Genomic DNA, 26481 nt, shown 5'->3' with positions numbered 1-26481 from the left:
CGGCGCAGTTTACGCAGCCCGGCGGCACGCTTTCATGGCGACGACACCCCAAACATCGAGGCCGCATTGCCCCAGGCGATGCGTCGCGCGCTGTCGGCGTCCAGGCCGCCCAGCCAGCGCCGGGCATCGGCCATCAGCCGCTCGTACGAATCCCAGCGCTCGTTGATCCAGGTGTCGGAGCCGACCACGAAACGGTCGGGAAACCGCGTCAACACGGCTTTCCACTCGGCCGACAGCTGGCCACCCGAGTCGGTCAGGCCCGGGCGGTAGGACAACTCGCCCATCAAGGTCGGGTGCGCCGTCAGCAGCTCGCGCACCCGCGCCACCGGCACGCCGCCAATGCCGGTGTGCGCCCAGATGATGCGCGCGTCCGGCGCATGGGCGAAGAGCAGTTCGATCGCTGCATCGTCGACATGGGCCAGCACCACCAACCGCCGGCGCTCGGCCAGTTGCATGAGGCTGCGGGCCACGGGGCCATTGGCGTTGGCGCTGTCGTAGAGGTGAAACTCACCGAGACCGCGGTACGGGCCGGCCGCGGTGCCCGCCGCCAGCTCTGCCTCGACCATCGCCTCGATGCTGCGGTCGCGGAACCAGGTGGTGTAGTCGTCCCGGTTGCGGTAAAGGCGCACGAACGGCACGACGGTCACACCCGCCGCCTGGGTCAGCGGGCTCGCCGCGAGCACCTTGGTGCCGTCGTTCGGCCGGCTGTTGGCGACCACGGCGCGCACACCGGCGCGGCTCATGCGCCTAACCACGTCGGCGATCGGGTACGGCCCTTGCGCGGCCTCGACGTTGTAGTGCAGGTGGGCGTCGAACAAGGGGCCGGCATACGGCGCCGGCTCTGCGGCGATCACCGGCACGGCCAGCAGGGCCATCGTGATGACGGCGCCGACCAAGGCTCGACGAGGCTGGCCCATCTCTACTCCGACGCCGGCACGACCCTCGCCCGCCCCGACTGCTTGGCCTGGTACATCGCGCGGTCGGCGCGGTCGATCAGCGTGGCCACCCCATCGTTGCGACCGATCGCGGCCACGCCGGCCGAGAAGCTCAGGTGCAGATCCGCCGCGATGTTCGGGAAGCGCACCGCTGCCAGCTTCTTCTGCAGCCGCTCGGCACAGACGATCGCGTCCGACGCCGAGGTAGCCGGCAGCAGGACCAGAAACTCCTCGCCGCCCCAGCGGCCCAGTGCGTCCACGTCGCGCAGCTGCTCGCGGGCCAGGTCGGCCACGGTGCGCAGCACCTCGTCGCCAGCTGCGTGGCCATAGGCGTCGTTGACGTGCTTGAAGTGGTCGAGGTCGATCATGATCACGCTGCACGGGGTGCCGAAGCGTGCTGCCAGCGCCATCGCCTGGCCCAGCCGCTCGGTCATCGCGCGGCGGTTCAGGCAGCCGGTCAGCGCGTCCTGCGTGGCCAGCAGGCGGTTCTGCTCCAGCGCGGCTTCGAGCGCGGCCTTCTGCCGTTTGCTTCGCTCACGCATGCCGCCCAGTCGCGCGGTCAGGATGCACACGCCCATCAGCATCAGCAGCAGCATGCCGAAGTTGACTTCTTCGACCGTGCCCACCCCGGGCACGCCCTGGTCGCGGCGGGCCCAGTAAAGCGACGCGGCGCCGAACAGCATCGACGTGTAGATCGCCACGCCGATGACCTGCCGCACCGACAGCCCGAACATGCCGAACATCAGCACGACCGCCACGATCGGCAACGCGGCGCTGCGCACCGGGCCGGCCAGCACATAGCCGCCGGCGGCGCAGGCCGTGGCGTACAGCATCTGGAACATCGCGAGCGACGGGTCGCTCCAGCGCCGGCTGATGCCGCTGCGAATCAACACGAACACGGCCACCATGCCGCCCAGCGCCGCCGCGGTCCACGGCCAGATCCAGCGGTGTTCGAGGCTGTGGCGGTCGGCGCCGGTGTGCAGCAGCATCACGCAGCCGAGCATCAATGCATTCGCCAACGCCGCCTGACCCAGGCGGATACGCTGGTGCACGTCGGCCGTGAAGACCCAGCGCGAAATGCGGTCGCCCCAGCCCTCTGGCGGGTTCGGGCGTGGGGCGCTCGTAGCCACCTGCGGCGGGGTGTTGGGCGCAGCCGCGTCCCGCTGCGCCAGCGCGGTTTCGATGCCTTTGTCGTCAGGCCGATTCATGGGTGCCGGCGGGCCCGGCCGCGGGGGCCTGCCGCGCAATCATCACCTGGTCCACTCGGTATCGGTCCACGTCCATCACCTCGAATCGCCAGCCTTGCCAGACGACATGGTCGGTGCGCTTGGGGATTCGCCGCAACATCACCATCAGAAACCCCGCCAGCGTGTCGTATTGGCCCGGCTGCGGCCAATCGTCGATCGCCAGCGCGCGCTGTAAATCTGGCACTGGCGTACTGCCATCGGCAAGAAAGCTGCCATCGTCGCGCCGGATGATCTGCTCTTCGTCGTGCGGCACGACCATGGCCCCCATCACCGTGCTCATCACGTCGTTCAGCGTGATGACGCCGACGACCAGGCTGTACTCGTTGACGATGACGGCGAAGTCTTCATGCGCCTGGCGGAACTGCGTCAGCATCTCGGCCAGCGTCAGCCGGTCAGGCACGATCAGCACCTTCTTCACCAGGCCTGAGTCGGCGCAGGCCCCCAGGCTCATCGGTTGCCCCAGCAGCACGCGCTGGAACAGGTCGGTCGCGTCGATGTAGCCCAGGATCTCGTCGATGCCCTCGCCGCAGACCAGGTAGGTCGAATGCGGCGACTCGGCCACGCGGTTGCGCAGCAAGGTGTCGTCGTCGTCCATCGACAGGTAGACGACCCGCTCGCGGGTGGTCATCGCCGTCTCGACGGTGCGGGTGTCCAGCTCGAACACGTTCTCGATCACCTGCTGCTCTTCGCTCGCCACGGCGCCGGCCAGCGTGCCGGCCGCCGTGAGCGCCAGGATGTCGTGGTGGGTCACCCGGTCGTCGCGCTTGAGCGGCAGGCCGAGCAGGCGCGACAAGCCATCGGACAGCCCGTTGAAAACCCAGACCAGCGGCTTGAGCAAAGTGGTGAGGCTGCTCATCACGCCCACCGTGCGCATCGCCAGCTGCTCGGGCTCGTTCATGCCCAGGCGCCGCGGCACCAGGTCGGCCAGCACGATGAACAGCGACGTGATCGTCAGGAACGACAGCGCGAAGCCCGCCGCCTGCGCGCGCTCGGGTTCGAGCACCAGGCCCAGCAGCGCGGCATAGTGCGGCGTCAGCGCCCCCTCACCGACGATGCCGCCGAGGATGGCGACCATGTTGAGCCCGATCTGGACCACGGTGAAGTAATGGCCGGGCGCCTCTTGCACGGCAATCACCCGCGCGGCACGGCTGTCTCCGTCGTCGGCCAGCCGGCGCAGCTGCAGGCGGCGCGCGGCGGCCATCGAGATCTCGGCGGCCGAGAAGAAGGCGGCGCCGGCGATCAGCAGCGCAATGAGCAACAGGTCGGTGGCCATGCCGTCAGCATACGGCCTGCGCGCGGTTTGACGGTCAGCTGAACAGGCGTCGCGCGGCCGGGCTGCCGGCGGCCAGGTCACGCGATTCGAGCGCGCGGTACAGGCGGTCCAGCTCGTGCCCGATGGCGGCAAAGGCGTGCAGCGTGATCGGGTTGGCCTGGTCGTCGACCAAGGTCGCGTCCAGGTCGTCGGCCAGGCGGCGCGCGCAGTGCTGCCAGGCGGCGAACGGCTCGGCCGATTCCAGCGTCTGCGGCACGTCCAGGCTCAGGCTGAGTTCACGCAAGGCGGCATGGCCCGGGTCTTCGGACAGCGCCACCTGCGGGTCGAACGCCAGGATCAGCACCGGCGGTGCGCCCTCCTCGGCCCCCGGCAGCACCAGCCGGCCCGGCACCGAGCCGGGCACGAAGCCGTGGCGGCCGGCGGCTTGCTGGATGTAGCCGACCGACCAGGCGATCGAGTTGGCCCGCAGGATCGCCGTCAGCTGCGCGTCGTGCTGGCTCGCGAACGAATCGAGCTCGCGGGCGCGGGCCACCGCGTCCAGCATGTCGGGGAAGTCGACTGCGGCGCTCAAGGCCTCGGCAAAGGCCTCGACCTTCTGTACGAACTCGGAGTACTCGATCTCGTTGACGGCACCGTGGCGGTTGGCCATCTGCAGCCCGGCCTGAAATTCGCCATAGCGCTGGCCAGCGCGAGGCAGTTCCCAATCACCGGTCTCGGCGTTCAGGCCTTCGATGTGAAACGGCTTGGTGCCGGCGCGGCGGCTGCCGGGCAGGTGCTGCAGCGCAAGCTCGCCGGTGATCGGCGCCTCGGGCATGATGGTGGCGATCGCATCGATCAGCGCGTCGACGCGGGCCTGGCGGCGCGGCATGACGGTCGGCAAGGGGCGTGATTCGCCCAGATCGGGTTCGTGCTGCCCGGCCAGCGTCGGCTCCATGCGGGGCGCCGCCTCGACGCCGGGCGCCATCTGCGGCAAGCGGGGCTGCTCGCGTCGCGCCGTCCACGCCCCATGCACCACCACGGCCATCAGCACCAGGCCGGCCAGCATGGCCAGCGCCACGGTCAACGTCATGCCGCCTCCACCATGCCGACGGCCGCTTCCATGTCAACCGCCACGATGCGCGACACGCCCTGCTCCTGCATCGTCACGCCGATCAACTGTTCGGCCATTTCCATCGCGATCTTGTTGTGTGAGATGAACAGGAACTGCGTGCCCTTGGACATCTCGCTGACCAGCTTGGCATAACGCTCGGTGTTGGCGTCATCCAGCGGTGCGTCCACTTCATCGAGCAGGCAGAACGGCGCCGGGTTCAGCAGGAAGATCGCGAACACCAGCGCGATCGCGGTCAGCGCCTTCTCGCCGCCCGACAGCAGGTGGATGGTCGAGTTCTTCTTGCCCGGCGGCTGCGCCATCACCTGCACGCCGGCATCGAGGATCTCGTCGCCAGTCATGATGAGCTTGGCCTGGCCACCGCCGAACAGGCTGGGGAACATGCGGCCGAAACCCTCGTTGACCTGGTTGAAGGTGGTCATCAGCAGGTCGCGCGTCTCCAGGTCGATCTTGTGGATCGCGTCTTCCAGCGTCTTGATCGCGTCGTTCAGGTCGGCGTTCTGCGCATCGAGGAAGGTCTTGCGCTCGCGCGCCGCGGTCAGCTCGTCCAGCGCGGCCAGGTTGACGGCGCCCAGCGCGGCGATGTCGCGGTTGATTCGGTCGATCTCGCCTTGCAGGCCCCAGAGCTTGACGTTGCCGTCGGCGATCGACTGCGCCAGCGCCTCGAGGTTGACCTCGGCGGCGGTCAGCTGCTCCATGTACTGCGCGCCGCCCAGCTGCGCGGCCTGGGTTTCGAGCTGCAGCTTGGTGATGCGTTCGCGCAGCGGGTCGAGGCTGCGCTCGAACTGCAGGCGCTGCTCGTCGGCGGCGCGCAGCTTGGCCGACAGGTCGTCGTACTCGCTGCGCGTGGCGGCCAGCGCCTCTTCCTTTTCGAGCTTGATCGCCAGCGCATCTTGCAGGCCGGCCTGCGCCGCCTGGTCGTTGAAGCTGCCGAGTTCGAGCTGCAGTTGCTCGCCGGCCTGGGCATTGGCCTGCACCTGGCTGGCCGCTGTTTCGATGGCGCGCTGCAGCTCGCCGCGGCGAGCGCCCAGCGCGCGGGCCTGGAACTGCGCCTCTTGCGCCTGGCGCTCGAGCGAGCGCAGCTGTTCGCGGGCGTCGTTCAGGCGCCGCTCGGCCTGGATCACCGCTTCCTCCAGCTCGGCGTGGCGCTCTTGCGTGTTGGCCAGCTGCATGTCGAGCTCTTCGAAGCGGGCCTCGCCGGTGGCGCGGCGCTCGGACAGCTCTTCCATCTGGCCATCGACTTCGGCCAGCTCGTCTTCGAGTTGGCTGCGGCGCGTGCTGGCGGCTTCGGCCTGCTGGCTCAGGCGAAGCAGCTCCACGTGCAGTTGGTGGGCGCGGGTCTGCGTCTCGCCGGCTTCGCGGCGGGCTACCACCAGCCGCTGCGAGGCCTCGGTGTAGGCGGCTTCGTGGCGGACCAGCGCGGTGCGCGCCTCGTCGGCGATCAGCGCCTGGGCGCGGCTCTGGCGCTCGAGGTTCTCGATCTCCTGCGCGCGGGCCAGCATGCCGGCCTGCTCGGAGTCGGGCGCATAGAACGCCACCGCGAACTGCGACACCGCATGACCCTCGCGGGTCATGATCACCTCGCCGTGCGTCAGCTGGCCGCGCTGGGCGAGCGCTTCGTCAAGGCTCGGCGCGGTGTAGACGCCCTCGAGCCAGTCGTTCAGCAGCGCCTTCATGCCGGCGTCGTTGAGCAGCAGCAGGTCGGACAGGCGCGACAGCGTCTGGTGGGTGTTGGCGATCGCCGCTTGCGGCAGCGAATAGAACGCCAGCTTGGCAGGCGGCGCATCGGCGGCGAAGGCACGCACGATGTCGAGCCGGCCGACCGAGAGGGCATTCAGCCGTTCGCGCAGCGCCGATTCGAGCGCCACCTCCCAGCCTTGCTCGATGTGGATCTTGGTCCACAGGCCTTGCAGGCCATCGAGCCCGTGCTTGGCCAGCCAGGGCTTGAGCTTGCCCTCGGTCTGCACCTTCTCTTGCAGCGCGCGCAGCGCTTCGAGCCGGGCGGTGATGTCGGACTGCTTGGCCGACTCGCGGTTGACGGTGTCGTGCTGGCTGCGGCGCTGCTCGTCGAGCAGCGGCACTTCTTCGCTCAGCTCGTGCAGGCGGGCATCGGCCTCGTCGCGCGCGGCATCGGCGGCTTCGCTGTCTTCTTTCAGCTGCGCCAGGCGGTCCATGTCGGGCGCGGCCAGGCCCTGGCGCTCGGCGGCAAGGCGCTCGCGGCGGGTGCGCAGCGTGCGGGTCTGTTCGTCGATGTTGCGGCTTTCGGCGGCCAGCACCTGGATCTGCTGCTGCACCTGGGTGACCTGGGTGCGCTGCTCGTTGGCCTTGGCCTGCGCGGCCCGCACGCCGTCTTCGAAGTTGGGCGTCGACATCGACTGCTCTTCGGCCTGCGCGGCCAGGATCTCGGCCTGCTCTTCGGCGGCGGCGATCTGCTCGGCAATGGTCTCCAGCTCGGCCTTCGCGTCGGATTCGCGCGCCGCCCACTGCGCGTTCTGCGCCTGCAGGTCGGCCAGGCGGGCCTCGGCGCGCTGGCGGCCTTCGACCACGTAGCGGATGCGTTCTTCGAGGCGGCTGACCTCGAGCTGGGCCTGCGCGAGGTCACCCTGCTTGGCATGCAGCGCGTCGGACGCGGCGTAGTGCGCCTGGCGCACGGTCTCCAATTCGGCCTCGACGTGGCGCAGCTCGGCCAGACGCGCTTCGAGCGCGTTGGTGGCTTCGAGCGAGGCCAGCTTGACGCGCTCTTCCTCGGTGGTCGCGTCGCGATGCTTCAAGAACCACAGCTGGTGCAGCTTCAGCGTGCCCTGCTCTTGCAGGCCGCGGTACTGCGACGCGATCTCGGCCTGGCGTTCGAGCTTGTCGAGGTTGGCGTTCAGCTCGCGCAGGATGTCGTCGACGCGGGTCAGGTTCTCGCGCGTGTCCTTCAGCCGGTTCTCGGTCTCGCGGCGGCGCTCTTTGTATTTGGAGACACCCGCGGCTTCTTCGAGGAACAGGCGCAGTTCCTCGGGCTTGGATTCGATGATCCGGCTGATCGTGCCCTGGCCGATGATGGCGTAGGCGCGGGGCCCTAGGCCGGTGCCGAGGAACACGTCCTGCACGTCGCGGCGGCGCACCGGCTGGTTGTTGATGAAGTAGCTCGAGGTGCCGTCGCGCGTCAGCACGCGCTTGACGGCGATCTCGCTGTACTGGTTCCACGAGCCGCCGGCGCGGCCGTCTTCGTTGCTGAACACCAGCTCGACGCTCGCGCGGCTGGCCGGCTTGCGGTTGCCCGAGCCGTTGAAGATCACGTCCTGCATGGACTCGCCACGCAACTCGCTGGCCTTCGACTCGCCCAGCACCCAGCGCACCGCGTCCATGATGTTGGACTTGCCGCAGCCGTTGGGGCCAACCACGCCGACCCGCTGGCCGGGCAGCTGGAAGGTGGTCGGCTCGGCGAAGGACTTGAAGCCGGACAGCTTGATCTGGTTGAGCCGCATGAAGGGGAACGGAGCGGGGCGAAGGGTCGGCCTGGAGCCGCCGAGCCATCGCCCTAAGTCATTGATTTATCAGTGGATTTTGGCCAGAACCAGGCCTCGAAAGTGGCCGGGATGATACCATCGTGCCCTTCTTCGAACCCTCCCCCAAGCTGCCGCCTTTGGCGGCTGACGCCGACATGGCCCGTACGCCCGCCAAAGCCAAGACCGCTGCCGAACCGAAGCAGCGCCCGATGCCGCCGAACCCGCCCAGCGCGCCATCGAAGGAACTGCACGTGTTTCCGAACCCCGCCCCCGAGCGGGACTACGTGATCCAGTTCCAGATTCCCGAATTCACCTGCCACTGCCCGCTGACCGGCCAGCCCGATTTCGCGCACTTCACGATCGACATGGTCTGCGACAAGCTGTGCATCGAGCTGAAGAGCCTGAAGATGTACATGTGGAGCTTCCGCAATGAAGGCGCGTTCCACGAGAAGGTGACCAACGACATCCTGACCAAGATCGTCGAGGTCACCAAGCCGCGCTACGCCCGCATCACCGCCAAGTGGTATGTGCGCGGCGGCATCTACACCAACGTGGTGGCCGAGCACCGCAAGAAGGGCTGGAAGCCCGAACCCGTGGTGACACTGCCGGCGCACGCCGCCGAAACCGGCCTGCGAGGCTGAGCCGCGACAAGCAGCATGGGCGCACTCGCCGGCAACCCGCCTTACCAGAAGTTCGAGGTGGCCGTGCGCCGCAGCCCGATCGACGGGTTCGGCGTCTTCGCGCTCGAGCCGGTGCCCAAGTGGCAGAAGATCGGCGAGGTGCGGGGCGAGTCGATCACCGTCGCCGAGGCCCGCCGCCGCGCCGCGATGCTCGAACGCATCATGATCGTCGAGGTCTCGCCGAAGAAGGCGATCGACCTGGCGAAGTCGACCGACCCGATGCGCTTCACCAACCACAGCTGCCAACCCAACGGCCAGCTGCGCGTGCAAGAAGGCCGGATCGAGTTTTACGCCCTGCGCAACATCGCGCCGGGCGAAGAGATCACGGTCGATTACGGCGAAACCCACCATGAAGGCCGGCTGACCTGCCGTTGCGGCGCGCCGGGGTGCACCGGGCGGCTGTGAGCGTTCGGCGTCAATGGCCGCTGATGCCCAGAACGATGCCGGCGTTGCGCGCGTCGGTGCCCCAGATGCAGTAGTCGTAGCGGCCGGCCACCGCGGGGTTGACCCACTTGTTGTTCACACAAGCCCCGACGTGCAACTCTTTCGGAAAGTCACCGCCATGACCCCACGGAATGGCGCACGACAGCAGGTCGATCGAGCGCACGTTCTGCATCGACTTGCCCACCAGCGGCAGCACCGACGCCTTGGACGTGAAGCCCGGTTGCACCAACTGGTCACACTCGCCGTACAGGCCGTTCGGGTCGCTCGAGCCCTTGTAGTGCAGGGCACCCAGCATCACCGCGTTGCCGTGCCCGTCGTTCGGGGTGCTGACGCAGTAGCTGTACGGATGCTTGCCTTTCGGGCAATCCACCGCTTTCGGGGCCGCCACCTTGGCCGCCGTGGCAGCCGTGCAAGCCACGGTCACGAGAGCGGAGATGGTTCGCGGGTCTTTGCCTGCGGGGCGGATCAGCCCGAGCTTGGGTTGCAGGTCGGCCCCGGTCGGGCAACCTTCGTACAGGGCGTTCGGGTCGGTGTGCACGTTGAGCTTGAGCACACCGAACTCGACCCAGTTGCCCATGCCGTCGTTGGTGGACTCCATGCAATAGTCGTACGGACTGCCGCTGGGGCAGGCCAGCTTGTGGAAGCCGCCGCCGCCGGTGAAGTGGTCGCAGCGCAGCACCTTGATGGCCAGCACGTCGAGAACGCCTTCGCCCACGTACTGCAACGCATCGAGCTTGCTGCCCATCGACGAATTGACGCCGCAGTGGCCGTACAGCGCGACTGGCTCGGTTGAGCCATTCCACAGCGAGGTTTCGGACTGCGCCGACGCGCTGCCGGCGGCCCACACGCACACGCTCGCGATGGCGGTGATGCGTGCCGCAGCCTTGATGGCCGGTAGGGTGAAGAAGCTCATGGGTATCCTCCTTGCTGTTCGAGACCGGCGCTGGTCCGGACATCGGCGCGCCTCGGCCCCGGACGCACTGTGCGCGTGTGCCTCGCGGCGGCGTTGATCCATCGCAACTTGAATGGACACGCCGCGCCGCCCAGCCGCGGCCCCGGGGGATCAAGGGACCGTTCGGTCGGTATCCGCCGGCCCGAGCCACTCGCGCAGCAACTGCTCCAGCGCCTTCGGATCGACAGGCTTGGACAGGTACGCGTTCATGCCCGCGTTCAGGCATTGCTGGCGATCGTCTTCGTAGACGTTGGCCGTCATCGCGATGATCGGCGTGTGCTGGTGCAGCGGCTGGCGGCGGATGCGGCGCGTGGCCTCCAGGCCGTCCATCAGCGGCATGTGCATGTCCATCAACACCAGCGGGTAGGCCTCGTGTTGCGCCATCGCGACCGCCACCGCGCCGTCGCCGGCCAGGTCGGCCACCAGGCCGTGGCGGGCCAGCAAGGCCTGGATCACCTCCTGGTTGACCGCGTTGTCTTCGACGACGAGCACCTTGCCCGGCAGGCGCCAGCGCGGCAGCCCGGCGGGCGGTGCCGTGGCCTGGCCGGCCGTCTCGGGCTGGGCCTGCGCCACCAGGCGCTGCAAGGGCAGCAGGATCCAGAAGCGGCTGCCCTGCCCCGGCTGGCTGGCCACGCCGATCTGGCCGCCCATCAACTGGCACAGCTCGCGGCTGATCGTCAGCCCCAGGCCCGAGCCGCCGAAGCGCCGGGTGGTCGATGCATCGGCCTGCTCGAACGCGTCGAACACGCGCACCTGCTGCTCGGGCGTCAGGCCGATGCCGGTGTCCCACACCTCGAAGCGCAGCCAGACGCGCTCGTCTTCGTCTTCGCGCATCTGCGACACCGCCAGCCCCACCTCGCCGTGGTGGGTGAACTTGACGGCGTTGCCGAGGAAGTTGAGCAGCACCTGGCCGAGCCGGCGTTCGTCGCCCAGCAAGCGCTGCGGCAACCCGGGCGCCAGCCGCTTGTGCAACTGCAGGCCTTTGGCCTTGGCGGCCGAATCGATCATGCCCAGCATGCGCTCGACCAGCGCGTCGAGATCGAACGCCACGGTCTCGAGCGACAGCTTGCCGGCCTCGATGCGCGACAGGTCGAGCACGTCGTTGATCAGCCCCATCAGGTGCTGGGCGGCGTCGAACACGCGCTTCAGCCGCTCGCGCTGCACAGGCTCGTGGCTGTCGTCGTGCAGCAGCTGGGTCAGGCCGATCACCGCGTTCATCGGCGTGCGGATCTCATGGCTCATGTTGGCCAGGAACGCGCTCTTGGCCCGGCTGGCGGCCTCGGCCGCCTCTTTGGCGGTGGCGAGGTCGGCCGTGCGCTCACGCACCTGGCGCTCCAGCTCGACGTTGGACTGCAACAGCCGGGCCTCGCTGTCGCGCAGCGCCGCTTCGGCCGCGCGGCGCTGCGCGAGCTCGTCCGACAGCGATCGCACGGTCTGCCCGAGCCGTTCGTTCATCGCATTGAAGGCCTGGCCGAGGCGGCGAAACTCTTCGGTGCCGCGCACGGCCACGCGCCGGCCCAGGTCGCCGGCGGCAATGCCCTCGGCCGCTTCGCTCAGGCGCGCCAACGGGCGCGACAGGATCGCCGCGATCAGCCACACCGTCCCCATGCCCAGCAGCGCCAGCAGCCCCACGAAGCCGAGCCATTCGCGCTGCAGCAGGTGCAGCGGCGCATCGAACTGGCGCTTGGGCTCGTAGACCATCACCAGCCAGCGGGTGCCGGGCACCGGCTGCACATGGCCGTGCCAACGGCGGCCCGCCCAGTCGGGCTCTTGCGCGCCGGGCGAGGTGTCGACGTGAAACTCGGGCGGCAGCCGCAACTGCCCCGCCAGGCGCGAGTCGGTGCCGGCGAACAGGTGGCCCTGGGCATCGAAGACGATGCCGTGCAGGTCGCCATGGGTGCTCAGGCTCTCGGCCAGCACCTGGCCGAGCAGGCCGGCCTCGAGCCGCAGGCGCAGCACGCCGAGCACCTCGCCATCACGCTTGACCGGCGCCACGGCGAACAACGCCGGGTGGTCGTCCCAGCTCGGCGTCAGCGGGCCCATCAGCTGCGGGTAGCGCAGCGTCAGCACCTCTTTCACGTAGGCCTCGTCGGCCTCGCTGCGGCCCACGCGCGGCACCTGGGTGTCGGCGAGGTTGCGCCCTTTCGCATCCAGCAAGCCCACCGAGGTGGCGTTCAAGGGCTCGCGCAGGGCCACCAGCGTCAGCACCCGGTTGGCCCACAGCAAGTCGGCCGCGCCGGGCTTGTCGAGCAGCTCGGGCAGGCCGGGCATCGCCACGTCGGCGCGCAGGTTGTCGAGGATGCGATCGGCCCGGGCGCCGAGGTCGCGGGCCGTTTCCTGCGCCAGCGAGCGCAGCTCGGCGTTGCGCTCGTCGGCCACGCGGCGCGATTCGCTCAGGTACTGCCAGCTGCTGACCAGGCCCAGCGGCAACAGCGTCACGCTGACCAGCACGCCGGCGATCAGCAGCCGGGTCTTCACGGCAACAGGTCTCCACGCAGAAAGTCGGCCGGCTCGACCGGCCGGGTCAGCATGCCCTTGTCGAGAAAGAAGGCGCTGTAGCGCGAGACCACCGGGCCCAAGGCCTGGGGCGCCCCGTCGGCCCCCAGCAGCCGGCGGTTGTCGGCCAGGCGCATCAGGCGCACGCCCTTGAGCGAGACCTTGGCCGCCTCGCTGTGCACGCGGCGGGCGATGCGCTGGTTGCCCTCATCGGGGTGGTCCAGCCACCAGTCCGCCGCCCGCAGCCAGGCGCCGACGAAGCGGCGCAGCTCGGGCGCGCGCCGGTCTACGGTGGCGCGGGTGGCGGCCAGCACGTCCGGGATCAGCCCGGGCGTGTCGGCGCTGGAGAACAGCCGCACGGCCCCGGCCGCCTCGGCTTCGCTGGCGTAGGGCTCCCAGGTGTGGCCGAGGTCGACCTCGCGGGCGGTCAGCAGCAGCGGCACATCGGCCGCATCGGCGTTGATCCACGCGATGCGGGCCGGATCCATCCCCTGGCGGCGCAAGAATTCGCGCGCGAACAGCTCGCCGAAGCCGCCCAGGTTGGTGGCCAGCGACAACTTGCCGGTGCCCTTCAGGTCGACCCCGCGGCGCACCAGCAACGCATCGCCACCGGCCGATTCGTCACTGACCAGAAACACTTGTACCGGCGTGCGGCCGTGAGTGGCGTTGATCAGGTCGCCCAGCGCCACCGCCACCACGTCGACCTGGCCGGCGGCGAACTCGGCCATCATGCGGTCGGTGTTGGCCGGGAAGCTGATCGTCAGCTTGACCTGCGCCTCGGCGAGGTAGCCCAGTTCGTCGGCCAGCAGGGCCGGGTAGTAGCCGGGCCACAGGTCCATCGCCAGCCGCAACGGGGCCAGCTCGGCCTCGGGTGAATTGCGCTCGGTGCACGCCGGCAGCGCCACCGCAGCGGCCAGGCCGCCCAGGGCCATCAGGCAGGCGCGGCGCCCGAGCACCTGGGCGCCGGCCGCGTCGGCCACCGCGTCTTCACCGCCTGGACTGTTGCCGCTGTCGCCCATCGGTTGTGCTTGCCTGACTCTGCGCTTGCCTGGGATGCCGGCCATTGTGTCTCGCCGCCCGGCGCACGCCTACCAATGGCCGACAGAAAGCCTGGCAAGTGGCCGAAAGCACTCGCTGATAATCGGCCCATGAACCCCCTGCTCGGCAGGCTGCACGCCTACCCCTTCGAGCGCCTGCGGGCGCTGACGCGAGACATCACGCCGAATCCCGCCTACCGGCCGATCAGCCTGGGCATCGGCGAGCCCCGCCACCCGGCGCCGGCCCTGGTGGAAGAGGCCTTGTGCGCCAACCTGTCGGGCCTGTCTAGCTACCCCGCCACCGCCGGCGAGCCGGTGTTGCGCGAGGCGATCGCCGCCTGGGTGGCGCGCCGCTACGGCGTCGGGCTGAACCCGTCGACCCAGGTGCTGCCGGTCAACGGCTCGCGCGAGGCCTTGTTTGCCTTGGCGCAAACGGTGATCGACCCGACCCGGCCCGGCGCGACCGTGGTCTGCCCGAACCCGTTCTATCAAATCTACGAGGGTGCCGCGCTGCTGGCCGGCGCCCAGACCGCCTTTGCCAACAGCGACCCGGCGCGCAACTTCGCTTGCGACTGGGGCCAGATCGACGAGGCCACCTGGGCCCGCACGCAGCTCGTCTACGCCTGCTCGCCCGGCAACCCCACCGGCGCGGTGATGCCGCTGGCCGAATGGAAGACGCTGTTCGAGTTGAGTGACCGCCACGGCTTCGTGATCGCAAGCGACGAGTGCTACTCGGAAATCTACTTCCGCGACGAAGCGCCGCTGGGCGCGCTGGCCGCTGCCAAGGCGCTGGGGCGTGAAGGCTTTCGCAACCTGATCGTGTTGTCGAGCCTGAGCAAGCGCAGCAACGTGCCCGGCATGCGCTCGGGCTTCGTCGCCGGCGACGCCGACATCCTCAAGGCTTTCCTGCTCTACCGCACCTACCACGGCAGCGCGATGAGCAAGGTGGTGCAGGCCGCCAGCGCCGCCGCCTGGAACGATGAGGCCCATGTGGAGGCCAACCGCGCCCAGTACCGCGCCAAGTTCGCGCAAGTGACGCCAATGCTGGCCAAGATGCTCGACGTGAAGCTGCCCGATGCGGGCTTCTACCTCTGGGCCGGCGTGCCAAAAGATGCCCATGGTGGTGACGACATTGCCTTCAGCCTGGGACTGCTCGCTCAATACAATGTGGCAGTCCTGCCCGGCAGCTTGTTGGCGCGCGAGGCCCACGGCCAAAACCCCGGCGCCGGCCGCATCCGCATGGCGCTGGTGGCCGAAGGGCCCGAATGCCAGGAAGCCGCCGAACGCATCGTTGCCTACACGCGATCCCTCTGACCCCACCCCCTCATGACGCACGCTTTGCAAACCCTCATCGACCAGGCCTGGGAAGAACGTGCCCAGCTCAACGCTGCCACGGCCTCGCCTGACATCCGCAAAGCGGTGGACCAAGTCATCGCCGACCTGAACGGCGGCCGCCTGCGCGTGGCCGAGCGCCAGGGCGTGGGCCAATGGACGGTGAACCAGTGGGTCAAGAAGGCGGTGCTGCTGAGCTTCCGCCTGAACGACAACCGCAAGATGCAGTCGGGCGACCTGACCTTCTACGACAAGGTCGAGACCAAGTTCTCGCACATGGACGACGCGGCGCTGGCCGCCGCCGGCGTGCGCGTGGTGCCGCCGGCCGTGGCGCGCCGCGGCAGCTACATCGCCAAGGGCGCGGTGCTGATGCCGTCATACGTCAACATCGGCGCCTACGTCGACGAAGGCACGATGGTCGACACCTGGGCCACCGTGGGCTCGTGCGCCCAGATCGGCAAAAACGTGCACCTCTCTGGCGGCGTGGGCATTGGCGGCGTGCTCGAGCCGCTGCAGGCCAACCCGACCATCATTGAAGACAACTGCTTCATCGGCGCCCGCTCCGAAGTGGTCGAGGGCGTGATCGTCGAGGAGAACTCGGTGATTTCGATGGGCGTGTACATCGGCCAGAGCACCAAGATCTACGACCGCGCCACTGGCGAGGTGATCTATGGCCGTGTGCCGGCCGGCTCGGTGGTCGTCAGCGGCAACCTGCCCTCGCCGGACGGCAAGTACAGCCTGTACTGCGCGGTGATCGTCAAGCGGGTGGACGCCCAGACCCGGGCAAAGACCAGTATCAACGAACTGCTGCGCGGCTGATACCCTGCCACATACGCCCCAACCAAGCGCTGCAACCTTTCACCCCCGCCGGGAGATATGCCGTGATCACGATGGAAAACGTGTTGCGCCTGATGGCCGACAAGAGCGCTTCGGACCTGTACCTCTCGGCCAACGCGCCCATCTTGCTGAAGGTCAACGGCCAGCTGGTGCCGGTGACCGACCATGTGCTGCCGCCGGCCGCACCGCGCCAGCTGCTGACCGAGATCCTCACCCCGCTGCAGCTCGAAGAGCTGGAGCAAGAAGGTGAGCTGAACATCGGCTTCGGCATTCCGAAGGTCGGCAGCTTCCGGCTCTCGGCATTCAAGCAGCGGGCGACGATCGCGGCGGTGGTGCGTTGCATCCCGGTGCGCATCCCGGCGATCGACTCGCTGCACCTGCCGCCGATCCTGGCGACGCTGGCGCTCGAAAAGCGCGGCCTGATCCTGATGGTGGGCGCCACCGGCACCGGCAAGAGCACCACGCTGGCGGCGATGCTGGAGCAGCGCAACCAGCAGATGGCCGGCCACATCCTCACCATCGAGGATCCCATCGAATTCCTGTTCACCAACAAGAAGTCGGTGGTCAACCAGCGCGAGGTCGGGCGCGACACCAACACGCTGCAGGTCGGCCTGAAGAACGCGCTGCGCCAGGCCCCCGACTGCATCATGATCGGCGAGATCCGCGACCGCGAGACGATGTCGCAGACGATCTCGTACGCGCTGTCGGGCCACCTGGTGCTGGCCACGCTGCACGCCAACAACAGCCACCACGCGCTGGGCCGGATCCTGTCGTTCTACACGCCCGAGTCGCGCCCCGCACTGCTGGCCGACCTGGGCGCCGCGATGAAGGCCATCGTGTCGCAGCGCCTGCTGCGCTCGGGCTCGGGCGGCCGCATCCCGGCGGTCGAGGTGCTGCTGAACTCGAAGCTGGTGTCCGAGCTGATCGAGAAGGGCGACTTCGGCGGCGTGCGCGAGGCGATGGAGCGCTCACTGGCCGAAGGTTCGCAGACCTTCGAACACGACCTGGCACGGCTGATCACCGAAGGCATCGTCTCGCGCGAAGAAGCGCTGATCCACGCCGATTCGCCGACCAACCTGTTGTGGCGCCTGCAAAACGAGAGCGAGCCCGTCTCGCGCGTGCCGGTCAGCAAGCCCGAGCCCGAGAGCCCCTCGTTCACCGAAATCACGCTCGACGTGGTGCCGGAAGACCCGAAGCCGAAGCCTTTGGTCATCAGCGCAAGGACGCGTTAGCCCCCACGCCCGCTCCGGCGGGCTGCCCCCCGAGGGGGCTCGCGCAGCGGACCGGCAAAGCCGGATCCGCGCACGCCACTTGAAGGATGCCTGCGCCGAGCGCGGCATGCCCATGGACACGAATGACGGCCGTACTTCGCCTGCTTGAAGACCTGCTCGCCCGCCCCAGCGTCACCCCCGACGACAAAGGCTGCCAGGCGCTGATTGCCGAGCGCCTGGGGGCGGCGGGCTTCGCTTGCGAGCACCTGCCCTTCGGGCCCGACGACTTTCGCGTGGCCAACCTGTGGGCCGTGCGCAGCGGTGGTAGGCCGGGCCCGACTATCGTCTTCGCCGGCCATACCGATGTGGTGCCCACCGGCCCGCTGGGGGCGTGGAGCAGCAACCCGTTCGTGCCCAGCTACCGCCACGGCAAGCTGTACGCCCGCGGCGCGGCCGACATGAAGACCTCGGTCGCCGCGATGGTGGTGGCAGCCGAAGAGTTCGCCCTCGCCCATCCCCAGCACGCGGGCCGCATCGCCTTCTTGCTGACCAGCGACGAAGAAGGCCCGTCGGTCGACGGCACGGTCAAGGTCGTGCAAACGCTGTGCGAGCGTGGCGAGCAGCTGGACTGCTGCATCGTCGGCGAGCCCACGTCGGTCGAGACGCTGGGCGACATGATCAAGAACGGCCGCCGCGGCTCGCTGTCCGGCAAGCTCACGGTGCGTGGCGTGCAAGGCCATGTGGCCTACCCGCAGCTGGCGAAGAACCCGATCCACCTCGCTGCGCCGGCGCTGGCCGAACTGGCGGGCATCCAGTGGGACAGCGGCAACGAGTACTTCCCGCCGACCACCTGGCAGGTCTCGAACATCCACGGCGGCACCGGCGCGACCAACGTGATCCCCGGCGAGCTGGTGGTCGATTTCAACTTCCGCTTCTCGACCGCATCGACGCCCGAGGGCCTGAAGGCACGTGTCGGCGAGGTCTTGAACCACCACGGGCTGGACTGGTCGGTCGCCTGGACACTGGGCGGTGAGCCGTTCCTGACGCCGGTCGGCTCGCTGGTCTCGGCGCTGTCGTCCGCCATCACCGCAGAGACCGGACAGACGCCCGAGCTGTCGACCACCGGCGGCACCTCCGACGGCCGCTTCATCGCCAAGGTTTGTGAGCAGGTGGTCGAGTTCGGCCCGGTCAACGCCACGATCCACAAGATCGACGAGCACGTGGCGATCGACGCCATCGAGCCGCTGAAGAACATCTACCGGCGCACGCTGGAAACGCTGCTGGTGTAGCCACGCATGACCGTCATCGAACTCATCGAGCAAATGAGCGCGCGCCTCGAGCAGGCGGGCGTTTCGTTTGGCCACGGCACGACCAACGCCTTTGACGAAGCCGCCTGGCTGGTGCTGTGGGCCGTGGGCCACCCGCTGGACGGGCTGGACCTGGTGGCCGAGCAGCCGGTGGGCGACGCGCAGGTGGCCAAGGCCGCCGCGCTCATCGAGCGCCGCATCGACACCCGCCGGCCCGCCGCCTACCTGACCGGCGAGGCCTGGCTGCAAGGCGTGCCGTTCAGCGTCGACGAGCGGGTCATCGTGCCGCGCTCGTTGATCGCCGAGTGCATTGCCGACGCGACGATCGACCCCTGGCTGGGTGCCGACACGCGTCGCGTGCTCGACCTGTGCACCGGCAACGGCAGCCTGGCCGTGCTGGCCGCGATGGCCTGGCCGGATGTCGATGTCACCGCGTCGGACCTGTCGGCCGATGCGCTGGCCGTGGCGCGCGTCAACGTGCGCAGGCACGAGCTGCAAGAGCGGATCCAGCTGATGCAAGGCGACGGCCTGGCGGCACTGGCCGGCCAGCCGCCCTTCGACCTGATCCTGTGCAACCCGCCCTATGTGAACGCGCAGTCGATGGCCGAGTTGCCGCCCGAGTTCCGCGCCGAGCCCGAGATGGCGCTTGCCGGCGGCCGCGATGGCATGGACTTCATCCGCAGCCTGCTGCGCGACGCACCGGCCCACATGACGCCGGCCGCCGTGCTGGTGCTCGAGATCGGGCACGAGCGCGAGCACTTCGAGGCCGCCTTCCCGACGCTCGACGTGGTCTGGCTGCCCACCAGCGCCGGCGACGACCAGGTGCTGCTGGTCACGCGAGACGCACTGGTCGCCGGCTGACGCCGGCCCTTGGCCAACGCCCCGGAGCATCGCGCTCTGAATGAAGGGGCTGCAAAAAATTCTTTCGGCAGGTGCGTCCAAGTGCCGGAAGGCTCCGTAGGTCGGTTCGTCACTTTCCGGTGACGACGCGGCACCCCGCCATGTGGCGGGGGTCGCGATTCCATCCAACCCCAAGGAGCCATTCCCATGTCAATCCTGACCCATCGTTTCTTCAAGCTGCCCCTCGTTGTTGCCGCCGTCGGTGCGGCGTGCCTGGCCTCGGTGGCACCTGCACACGCCGCAGACAAGGCGTCGTTCCGCATGGTCCGCTCGCCGGCGCTCAACGCCTTCCCGTCGTGCGTGCCCTACGCCACCGCGAAGGTGAGGATCGTCTCGAGTGGTGAGGTCGAGACGATGACGGTGGACGTCGACGGCCTGCCCCCCAACACGGGCTTCGACCTCTTCGTTCTTCAGCAGCCCAACGCGCCGTTCGGCATGGCCTGGTACCAGTCTGATCTGGAGACCGACCAGTACGGCCATGGCAGCGTGAAGGTCCTGGGCCGCTTCAACATCGAGACCTTCATGGTCGCTCCCGGCACGGTGGCCGCGCCGCAAACCCAGCCGACCGCCGCGGCATCGAACCCCGCAACGCCGCCGATTCAGATGTACCACCTGGGCCTCTGGTTCAACTCGCCGACCGATGCCGCGGCCGCCGGCTGCCCGGGCGCGACCACGCCCTTCAACGGCGAGCACAACGCGGGGGTGCAGGTGCTGAACACCAGCAACTTCGACGCCCTCTCGGGCCCGCTGCTGAAGATCAACTGATCGCGCTCAGTCCGCCCCAGCTCAGTCCGCACTGACGGTGCGGTCTGCCGCCCACGCCCGCAGCTCGGCGATGGCTTCGGCCCTCGTCACCGACAGCGGGCGTGTGCGCAGCAGCTCGCGCATCACGGCCTCGTGCTGCGGAGGTTCGCCGCGGGCATGGGCTTCGTAGCGCGCGGCCACCACCGCGGCCTCGATCTCGGCGCCCGAGAAGCCTTCGCTGCGCTCGACCAGTGGCCCGAGCGCAGCGTCGTCGAAGGCGATGCGGTGCTTGTGCAGGTGGATGCGGAAGATGCTTTGCCGCACCTCTGGCGCCGGCAGGTCGACGAAGAAGATCTCGTCGAACCGACCCTTGCGCATCAGCTCGGGCGGCAGGCCCTCGATGTCGTTGGCCGTGGCAACGAGGAACACGCTGGACTCGCGCTCGGCCATCCAGGTCAGCAGCGAGCCCAGCATGCGCTTGCCGGCGCCCGTGTCGCCATCGCCCTGCCCGCCCGCCAGGCCCTTCTCGATCTCGTCCATCCACAGCACGCAGGGCGCCATCGCGTCGGCCACCTTCAGCGCCTCACGCAGCTTGCGTTCGCTCTCGCCCTGGTACTTGTCGAACAGCGCGCCAAAGTCCATGCGAAACAACGGCACCTGCCACGACGCGGCAATCGCCTTGGACGCCAGGCTCTTGCCCGAGCCCTGCACGCCCAGCATCAGCACGCCACGCGGCACCGGCAGGCCCGAGGCTTCGGGGTCGAGGAAAGGTTCGCGGCGCAACAGCAGCCAGCGCTTGAGCGCCTTCATGCCGGCCACGTCGTCCATCGCCGGCAGCTTCTGCTCGAACACCAGCAGCTCGGCCTCGCCCAGCGTCTCTTGCTTGGCCGACAACACGCGCGCCAGGTCTGCGGTGCAGATCACGCCATCGGTGAGGGTGAGCCTCACCAGGTGCCGCACCGACGCCTCGGGCAGCCCGACCATGTGGCGCAACAGCGATTCCAGCGTCTTGCGGCAACCGCTCACACCCGGCTGCCTGTCGAGCTCTTCCTTGAACAGCTTTCTGACCATGTCGATGGTCATCGGCTCCACCTCGAAGCGGCTGGTGAAGGGCACCAGTTCGCTGGGCAGCTCGATGTCGTGCCCCACGAACACGATCTGCTGCCCCTTGCCTTCGCCCTTGAGGGCAATCTCTTTCATCGCCCGTGTGATCAGCGGGTTGCTCAGGTAGGGGTGGACGTCGAGAAAGATGACCAAGGCCCCTGCCGACAAACGATCGACCGCCTGCAGCGCCTCGGGCAGTTGCTTGGTGTCGGCCGCGTCCACCGTGGTGTTGCTGCCGAAGTCCGTGAGCGACAGCTTCAGGCCATGGGCGACCTTCAGGCCGCGGCTGGCCGACCACGTCCACACCTCGCGCTGCGTGCGCGCGGCGATGCGCTCGAACAGGGCCAGCACCCGCTTTTCCTCGTGGGTCTCGATCATCACGATCGGCGTCTTGGTGTCGAGCAGCGAGAACAACTCGTCGGCTTGCTGGAGCAGAGGCATGCAGGGTCCTGAAATGAGTGCGGCGGCCCGCGGATTGTCTGGCATGGATGCCAGCGTTCCACGCCCACCCCGCGCGCGGCCCGGCCCCGCCGCGACGACCATCACGGACCTCCTTCTCGCCTTCCGGTCGACATCACAGCGAGGCCATCGCGCCGCTCAGGCGCGCGTCGTCGGGCGCTTCGTCGGGCGCTTCGTTGTTCGCGCTTTCGCCGTGCGTGGCAACTTGGCCGCCGGCGTCGCGGCGGCGCGGCGCGCCACCTCCCAACTCAGCCGGCACCACTGCGCCAGTGACTGCCGGTCGTCCCAGGCGCTGGCCGGCATCGCCCCGAAGCGCCGCACGGTCACCTGCCGGCCTCCGGATTTGCCGTAGGTGAACGGCTCGCCGCCGCCAGCGGCCTGCAGTGCCGCCCGCAGCGCATCGTCAACCGTCAACCAGACCTGCCCCTGGATCACCGCGGCGAACTGCGTACCGTCCAGCCGCAGGCCGTCGCCACCGAAGAAGCGCACTACGTCCACCGGCGCCCAATCGGCCAGCGCCTCGCGCAACTCGACCGCCACCGTCGATGCGGCGTGGCTCACGGTGCGCCGAGCGGAAAGAAGCCGGCGACATCCACCAGCCGACCATCGGCCGCGTGGCGCGCGCTGCAGCGTGCGGCCATCGGCAGCGCACAAACGCCACCAGGCCCGAGCTGGGCATCGCGTGGCCAAAGATGGTCAGCGGGAAGGGTCATGCGGATCTCCTCTTGCGTCGGGTGGCGGGGGCCGGCGTTGCGGCCAGCGCCGCGAACTCGGTGTCGATCAACGGGGCCAACTCGCTGTCGGGCCGGCCGCCGCGCACGAGCACCAGCACGCCCTGGTACAGCGCGAGCAGGCGCAACGCGAGCCCGGCCGGCGATGCGGCGCGCGGCAGGTGGCCCGCATCGATGGCCTCTTGCAGGCTGTTCTCGAAGGCCTGACGCAAGAGATCCAGGCCCTCGTGGACACCGGTCAATGCCTCGCCGCCGGCCGGGCCGAACTCGATCGCGCTGTTGGTCAGCAGGCAACCGTGCCGGGCGCCTGCTGGCTCGTGGAGCAGCGACCGGAAAAGGCCGTGAAGGCCCGCCAGCCCAGCACCGGGCGCCAGGTACTGCGCGATGCGGCCGCCCACCACGGTGTCGTTGTAGTGCGCCAGCGCGGCATTGAACAAGCCCTGCTTGTCGCGGTAGCCGTGGTAGAGGCTGCCCGAGCGCAAGCCGGTGGCCTGTTCCAGGTCCTTGATCGACGTGCCGGCATAGCCGCGCTCGCGAAAAGCCTGCATCGCCGCGCGCAGCAGCGCTTCGTCTTCGTAGGTCTTGGGTCGCGACATGGTGAGGTTTGTTGGCCGATCATTCTAGAATGATCAATCAAAAAAGCAGGCCCCGCCAGCCTCCCGACACGCCGACTGACCTACACTGCGCTCCCCGCGCGCGTGCACGCTGCGCCCGTGGCCGCTGCACTGCGGCCGCCCCCTCGGCCGGCCTCGTCGTCCCCGTTTTCCCTCGTTCCTTTTCCCTCTTCATGATCACCCTGCGCAACGTCACGCTCCGGCGCGGCACCAAGGTCGTGCTGGACAGCGCTTCCGTCACCCTGAACCCCGGAGAGAAGATCGGCCTGGTCGGGCGCAATGGCGCCGGCAAATCCAGCCTGTTCGCGCTGCTCGCCGGCCGCCTGGGCGCCGATGGCGGCGACTTCGAGATCCCGCCGCGCTGGCGCATGGGCGAGGTCGTGCAGCACATGCCCGAGACCGAAGACCCGGCGACCGATTTCGTGCTGCAAGGCGACACGCCGCTGATGGAAGCCCAAGCCGAGCTGGCCGCCGCCGAAGCCGCCGACGACGGCGAGGCCATGGCCCACGCCCACCTCTCGCTCGAAGAAGCCGGTGCCTTCGACGCCCGCGCCCGCGCGCAAACGCTGCTGCTGGGCCTGGGCTTCAAGCGCGACCAGCTCGACGCGCCGGTCAATAGCTTCTCGGGCGGCTGGCGCATGCGCCTGCAGCTGGCCCGCGCGCTGATGTGCCCGGCCGACCTGATGCTGCTGGACGAGCCGACCAACCACTTGGACCTGGACGCGCTGGTCTGGCTCGAAGGCTGGCTGCAGCGCTTCAGCGGCACGCTGCTGGTCATCAGCCATGACCGCGAATTCCTCGACGCGATCACCCAGGTCACTCTGCACCTCGAAGACGCCAAGCTGACGCGCTACGGTGGCAACTACACCACCTTCGAAGAGATGCGCGCCGTGCGCCTGAGCCAGCAGGCGGCCGCCTTCTCGAAGCAGCAAGAGCGCATCGCCCACCTGCAGCACTTCATCGACCGCTTCAAGGCCAAGGCCAGCAAGGCCAAGCAGGCACAGAGCCGCGTCAAGGCGCTCGACCGCATGGAGCGCCTGGCGCCAGTGCTGACCGCCAGCGACTTCAACTTCGAGTTCCGCGAGCCGCAAAGCCTGCCGAACCCGATGCTCGCGATGAGCGACATGGTCTGCGGCTACAAGCACGCCAACCCGGACGGCAGCGACAAGGCGATCGTGCACAACATCAACCGCACGGTGCTGGCTGGCCAGCGCATCGGCGTGCTGGGTGCCAACGGCCAGGGCAAGTCGACCTTCGTCAAGACGATCGCGCGCGAGAACCCAGCCCTGGGCGGCACGGTGACCGAAGGCAAGGGCCTGTCGATCGGCTACTTCGCACAGCAGGAGATGGACCTGCTGCACGCCGACGACACGCCGCTGCAGCACATGGTGCGGCTGGCCCGCACCGTGGGGCCGGAGGCTCGCGAGCAAGAGCTGCGCGATTTCCTCGGCCAGTTCCGCTTCGTCGGCGAGATGGTGCACCAGACCATCGGCACGCTGTCGGGCGGCGAAAAGGCGCGCCTGGTGCTGGGCTCGCTGGTCTGGCAGCGACCCAACCTGCTGCTGCTGGACGAGCCGACCAACCACCTGGACCTGACGACGCGCGAAGCGCTGTCGATGGCGCTGAACGAGTTCGAAGGCTCGGTGATGCTGGTCAGCCACGACCGCGCACTGCTGCGCGAGGTCTGCGACGAGTTCTGGCTGGTGGCCGACGGCGCGCTGAAGCCTTTCGACGGCGACCTGGACGACTACCAACGCTGGCTGCTGGACCGCAGCCGCGAGGCCGCACGGGCCCTGTCGGGCAAACAATCGGCCCCTGCACCCGCACCGGTGGCCGCGCCGGCACCGAAGGCCAGCGCGGCACCCGCCCCGAAAGCGCCGGCCCCAGCGCCCGCCGGCCGCGACGACCGCAAGGCCGCGGCACAGGCCCGCGCCAAGCTGGCCGACCGCACCCGCCCACTGCGCAACGAGGTGCTGAAGATCGACCAGCGGCTCGCCAAGCTGCACGCCGAGCAGGCCGCCGTCGAGGCGCAGCTGGCCCAACCCGGCCTGGCCGGTGAGCAATTCGGCGAACTCGGCCGCCAGCTCGCCCACGTGCAGGCCGAGGTTGCGATGCTCGAAGAGCGCTGGCTCGAACTGCACACCGAGATCGAGGCGATGAAATAGCGCCCCCACGGCCCCTTCCGGGGCCTGCCCCCCGAGGGGGCTCGCGCAGCGGCCCGGCCAAGCCGGATCCGCGCACGCCACTTGAAGGACGGCAGCGCTGCGCGCGCCTCACCCAATCCTTTCGAAATCCATTTCCCAGTTCGTTTCCCAGGTCTTGCCACCGTCCTGCGAGAAGGCCTGTTCCCAGCGCGGCGTTTCGGTGCGGGTGCGCAACCACAGGAAACGCACCTTGATCGGCTGCCCGCGGAAGGTGTCGTCGGCGTAGAACACGCCGTCGCCGCCTTCGAACTTGCCGACCATCGGCACATCGATCTGGCCAGGCATGCGCGCATCCAGCCACCAGATCGACCACTGCTGGTTCTGCGGATCCCAGCAGCGGATCGTCGATGCACGGTAGCGGCCGCTGGGCAGGTCCAGCACGTTGTGGTCGACGTTGCCCTGCCCGCCCATCAGCGGCTGCATGTGGCTGACACCTTCGAACAGCTCCCATTCGGTGCAACCCGCCAGGCGGTCGCGCAGTCGGCGGTGGTGCACGCGCCAGTGGCCGAACAGCGGGTCGAAATCGTGGCAGGTGCCTTCGTGCGGGGTGGTCAGGTCGGTGATCGTGGGCATGGTGGTCTCCTGGGGACGTGGTGGGTGAAGATCAAGCGCGCTGCGAGCGCGCGGTGGGTTCGAGCGTGAGCACAAGGGGTTCGGCGCGCAGCCAACGCGCGAGTGCCGGCAGGCCCGGCACCGGTTGATCGGTGGGCCACGCGGCCAGCAGCAGCAGCACCGGGCCATCGGTGCGCACCGGCAAGCGCGCAAAGTTGTTCTCGGCCGGCTCGGTCTCGAGCACCGCCAGGTCTTGTGCGCCGGCTTGCCGCAGCGCGGGCAACCAGTGCGCCGCCACGTGGTCACGCAAGCCGGGGCCGGCCGGCTCGGCCAGCGGCAGCACGATCGCGCGCCACGGCCGCGGCGGCATGGCGCGTTCGGCGGCGGCCAGCGCCGGCAGGCCCGGGCTCGGCCGCAGCAGCAGCACATCGTCCGAATCGGCGATCGTCGCGTTGGCCGCGTTGCGAAAGGCCTGCCAGACCGGGCCGGAGTAGAAGGCGTTCAAGCCCGCTGGCCGCGACGGCATGTCGGCAAAGGCGCGCAGCCAGGTGAAGCGGTCTGGCTCGGCCGGCTCGCGAAAGAGGCCGGGCAGCCGCATGCCGGCCGCCTCCTGGCTCTCGATGAACTCGCGTTCGAACAGCGCAATCAGCTCGTCGCGCCGGCCCGGCTGCGTGCGGTAGCGGCGCAGCTCGACAACGGTGAGGGGTGTGGGGGTGTCCATGGCGGCATGATGTGCCGCCATACATGACACCGAATGTCATGTTTTCACATCAACGATTCACTTTCGGCCCCCTCACCCCAAATGGGGAGACCGACGGCC

Annotated in this window: 23 protein-coding genes; 9 read left to right on the top strand and 14 right to left on the bottom strand. The window is 69.0% G+C overall.

Translation table 11 applies throughout. The features are described from left to right. Positions 1-32: 32 nt before the first annotated feature. From ACE3SG_RS09890 to smc, 5 genes are read right to left on the bottom strand one after another with little or no spacing between them, the layout of a single operon-like run. Positions 33-917 carry an amidohydrolase family protein gene (locus ACE3SG_RS09890; RefSeq protein WP_374564607.1) on the bottom strand — a complete coding sequence of 295 codons (885 nt, stop codon included), beginning with the start codon at positions 915-917 and terminating at the stop codon, positions 33-35. 2 nt (positions 918-919) lie between these two features. Further along, the gene (locus ACE3SG_RS09885; RefSeq protein ID WP_374564606.1) at positions 920-2143 is read right to left on the bottom strand and encodes a GGDEF domain-containing protein; all 1224 of its coding nucleotides are present in this window, start codon (positions 2141-2143) and stop codon (positions 920-922) included. After that, on the bottom strand, positions 2130-3455 hold the full coding sequence (locus tag ACE3SG_RS09880; RefSeq protein ID WP_374564604.1) for a hemolysin family protein: 1326 nt from the start codon (positions 3453-3455) through the stop codon (positions 2130-2132). Before ACE3SG_RS09880 ends, ACE3SG_RS09885 begins: the two co-directional genes overlap by 14 nt. A gap of 34 nt (positions 3456-3489) precedes the next feature. After that, the gene (locus ACE3SG_RS09875) at positions 3490-4524 is read right to left on the bottom strand and encodes a cell division protein ZipA C-terminal FtsZ-binding domain-containing protein (RefSeq protein WP_374564603.1); all 1035 of its coding nucleotides are present in this window, start codon (positions 4522-4524) and stop codon (positions 3490-3492) included. Next, entirely contained in the window at positions 4521-8036 is a 3516-nt protein-coding gene (gene smc / locus ACE3SG_RS09870; protein WP_374564601.1) for a chromosome segregation protein SMC, read from the bottom strand. Before smc ends, ACE3SG_RS09875 begins: the two co-directional genes overlap by 4 nt. Positions 8037-8266: 230 nt before the next feature. On the opposite strand from smc, the gene queF reads away from it, so the two are divergent. Then, positions 8267-8698, top strand: a complete 432-nt coding sequence (gene queF, locus ACE3SG_RS09865) for a preQ(1) synthase (protein ID WP_374564599.1) — start codon at positions 8267-8269, stop codon at positions 8696-8698. Positions 8699-8713: 15 nt separating this feature from the next. Further along, positions 8714-9142, top strand: coding sequence for an SET domain-containing protein (locus tag ACE3SG_RS09860; protein WP_374564597.1), 429 nt, complete (start codon positions 8714-8716; stop codon positions 9140-9142). Between the two features lie 10 nt (positions 9143-9152). Here ACE3SG_RS09860 and ACE3SG_RS09855 read toward each other — a convergent pair whose 3' ends face one another. The 3 genes from ACE3SG_RS09855 to ACE3SG_RS09845 form a co-directional block, all read right to left on the bottom strand. Then, the gene (locus ACE3SG_RS09855) at positions 9153-10094 is read right to left on the bottom strand and encodes a hypothetical protein (protein WP_374564595.1); all 942 of its coding nucleotides are present in this window, start codon (positions 10092-10094) and stop codon (positions 9153-9155) included. Between the two features lie 150 nt (positions 10095-10244). After that, the gene (locus tag ACE3SG_RS09850) at positions 10245-12611 is read right to left on the bottom strand and encodes an ATP-binding protein (protein WP_374564593.1); all 2367 of its coding nucleotides are present in this window, start codon (positions 12609-12611) and stop codon (positions 10245-10247) included. Beyond that, positions 12608-13648 carry an ABC transporter substrate-binding protein gene (locus ACE3SG_RS09845; protein ID WP_374564592.1) on the bottom strand — a complete coding sequence of 347 codons (1041 nt, stop codon included), beginning with the start codon at positions 13646-13648 and terminating at the stop codon, positions 12608-12610. The genes ACE3SG_RS09850 and ACE3SG_RS09845 overlap by 4 nt, the downstream gene beginning before the upstream one ends. Positions 13649-13777: 129 nt before the next feature. On the opposite strand from ACE3SG_RS09845, the gene dapC reads away from it, so the two are divergent. The 6 genes from dapC (at position 13778) to ACE3SG_RS09815 (ending at position 20018) form a co-directional block, all read left to right on the top strand. Next, a complete protein-coding gene (dapC, locus tag ACE3SG_RS09840; RefSeq protein ID WP_374564590.1) occupies positions 13778-14980 on the top strand; it encodes a succinyldiaminopimelate transaminase in 1203 nt (400 codons plus the stop codon). A 12-nt stretch (positions 14981-14992) separates the two neighbouring features. Beyond that, complete coding sequence (dapD, locus tag ACE3SG_RS09835) at positions 14993-15817, top strand: 2,3,4,5-tetrahydropyridine-2,6-dicarboxylate N-succinyltransferase (RefSeq protein ID WP_374564588.1); 825 nt, start codon at positions 14993-14995, stop codon at positions 15815-15817. 71 nt (positions 15818-15888) lie between these two features. Continuing rightward, a complete protein-coding gene (locus ACE3SG_RS09830) occupies positions 15889-17067 on the top strand; it encodes a PilT/PilU family type 4a pilus ATPase (protein WP_374564898.1) in 1179 nt (392 codons plus the stop codon). 122 nt (positions 17068-17189) lie between these two features. Beyond that, entirely contained in the window at positions 17190-18335 is a 1146-nt protein-coding gene (dapE, locus tag ACE3SG_RS09825; RefSeq protein ID WP_374564586.1) for a succinyl-diaminopimelate desuccinylase, read from the top strand. Positions 18336-18341: 6 nt separating this feature from the next. After that, a complete protein-coding gene (gene prmB / locus ACE3SG_RS09820) occupies positions 18342-19214 on the top strand; it encodes a 50S ribosomal protein L3 N(5)-glutamine methyltransferase (protein WP_374564584.1) in 873 nt (290 codons plus the stop codon). 186 nt (positions 19215-19400) lie between these two features. Next, the gene (locus ACE3SG_RS09815) at positions 19401-20018 is read left to right on the top strand and encodes a hypothetical protein (RefSeq protein ID WP_374564582.1); all 618 of its coding nucleotides are present in this window, start codon (positions 19401-19403) and stop codon (positions 20016-20018) included. Positions 20019-20039: 21 nt separating this feature from the next. Here ACE3SG_RS09815 and ACE3SG_RS09810 read toward each other — a convergent pair whose 3' ends face one another. The 4 genes from ACE3SG_RS09810 to ACE3SG_RS09795 form a co-directional block, all read right to left on the bottom strand. After that, positions 20040-21542 carry an AAA family ATPase gene (locus ACE3SG_RS09810; RefSeq protein ID WP_374564580.1) on the bottom strand — a complete coding sequence of 501 codons (1503 nt, stop codon included), beginning with the start codon at positions 21540-21542 and terminating at the stop codon, positions 20040-20042. A gap of 156 nt (positions 21543-21698) precedes the next feature. After that, positions 21699-22121: a TfoX/Sxy family protein gene (locus ACE3SG_RS09805; RefSeq protein ID WP_374564578.1), complete on the bottom strand. Its 423-nt coding sequence runs from the start codon at positions 22119-22121 to the stop codon at positions 21699-21701. After that, the gene (locus tag ACE3SG_RS09800) at positions 22118-22273 is read right to left on the bottom strand and encodes a hypothetical protein (protein ID WP_374564576.1); all 156 of its coding nucleotides are present in this window, start codon (positions 22271-22273) and stop codon (positions 22118-22120) included. The genes ACE3SG_RS09805 and ACE3SG_RS09800 overlap by 4 nt, the downstream gene beginning before the upstream one ends. After that, positions 22270-22887 (bottom strand): TetR/AcrR family transcriptional regulator, encoded by a 618-nt coding sequence (locus tag ACE3SG_RS09795; RefSeq protein ID WP_374564575.1) that lies wholly within the window; start codon positions 22885-22887, stop codon positions 22270-22272. The genes ACE3SG_RS09800 and ACE3SG_RS09795 overlap by 4 nt, the downstream gene beginning before the upstream one ends. Positions 22888-23078: 191 nt before the next feature. Between ACE3SG_RS09795 and ACE3SG_RS09790 the strand changes: the two genes are divergently transcribed. Then, a complete protein-coding gene (locus ACE3SG_RS09790) occupies positions 23079-25070 on the top strand; it encodes an ABC-F family ATP-binding cassette domain-containing protein (protein ID WP_374564573.1) in 1992 nt (663 codons plus the stop codon). 108 nt (positions 25071-25178) lie between these two features. Here ACE3SG_RS09790 and ACE3SG_RS09785 read toward each other — a convergent pair whose 3' ends face one another. Together ACE3SG_RS09785 and ACE3SG_RS09780 are read right to left on the bottom strand one after the other, a co-directional pair. Next, entirely contained in the window at positions 25179-25682 is a 504-nt protein-coding gene (locus ACE3SG_RS09785; RefSeq protein ID WP_374564572.1) for a DUF1579 domain-containing protein, read from the bottom strand. Between the two features lie 31 nt (positions 25683-25713). Beyond that, positions 25714-26382, bottom strand: coding sequence for an NIPSNAP family protein (locus tag ACE3SG_RS09780; protein ID WP_374564570.1), 669 nt, complete (start codon positions 26380-26382; stop codon positions 25714-25716). Positions 26383-26481 lie beyond the last annotated feature (99 nt).

This window comes from Ideonella sp., assembly GCF_041914305.1.
Lineage (GTDB): Bacteria > Pseudomonadota > Gammaproteobacteria > Burkholderiales > Burkholderiaceae_C > Ideonella.
The sequence above is the reverse complement of the archived record's forward strand: the minus strand, read 5'-3'. Positions and strand labels throughout refer to the sequence as shown.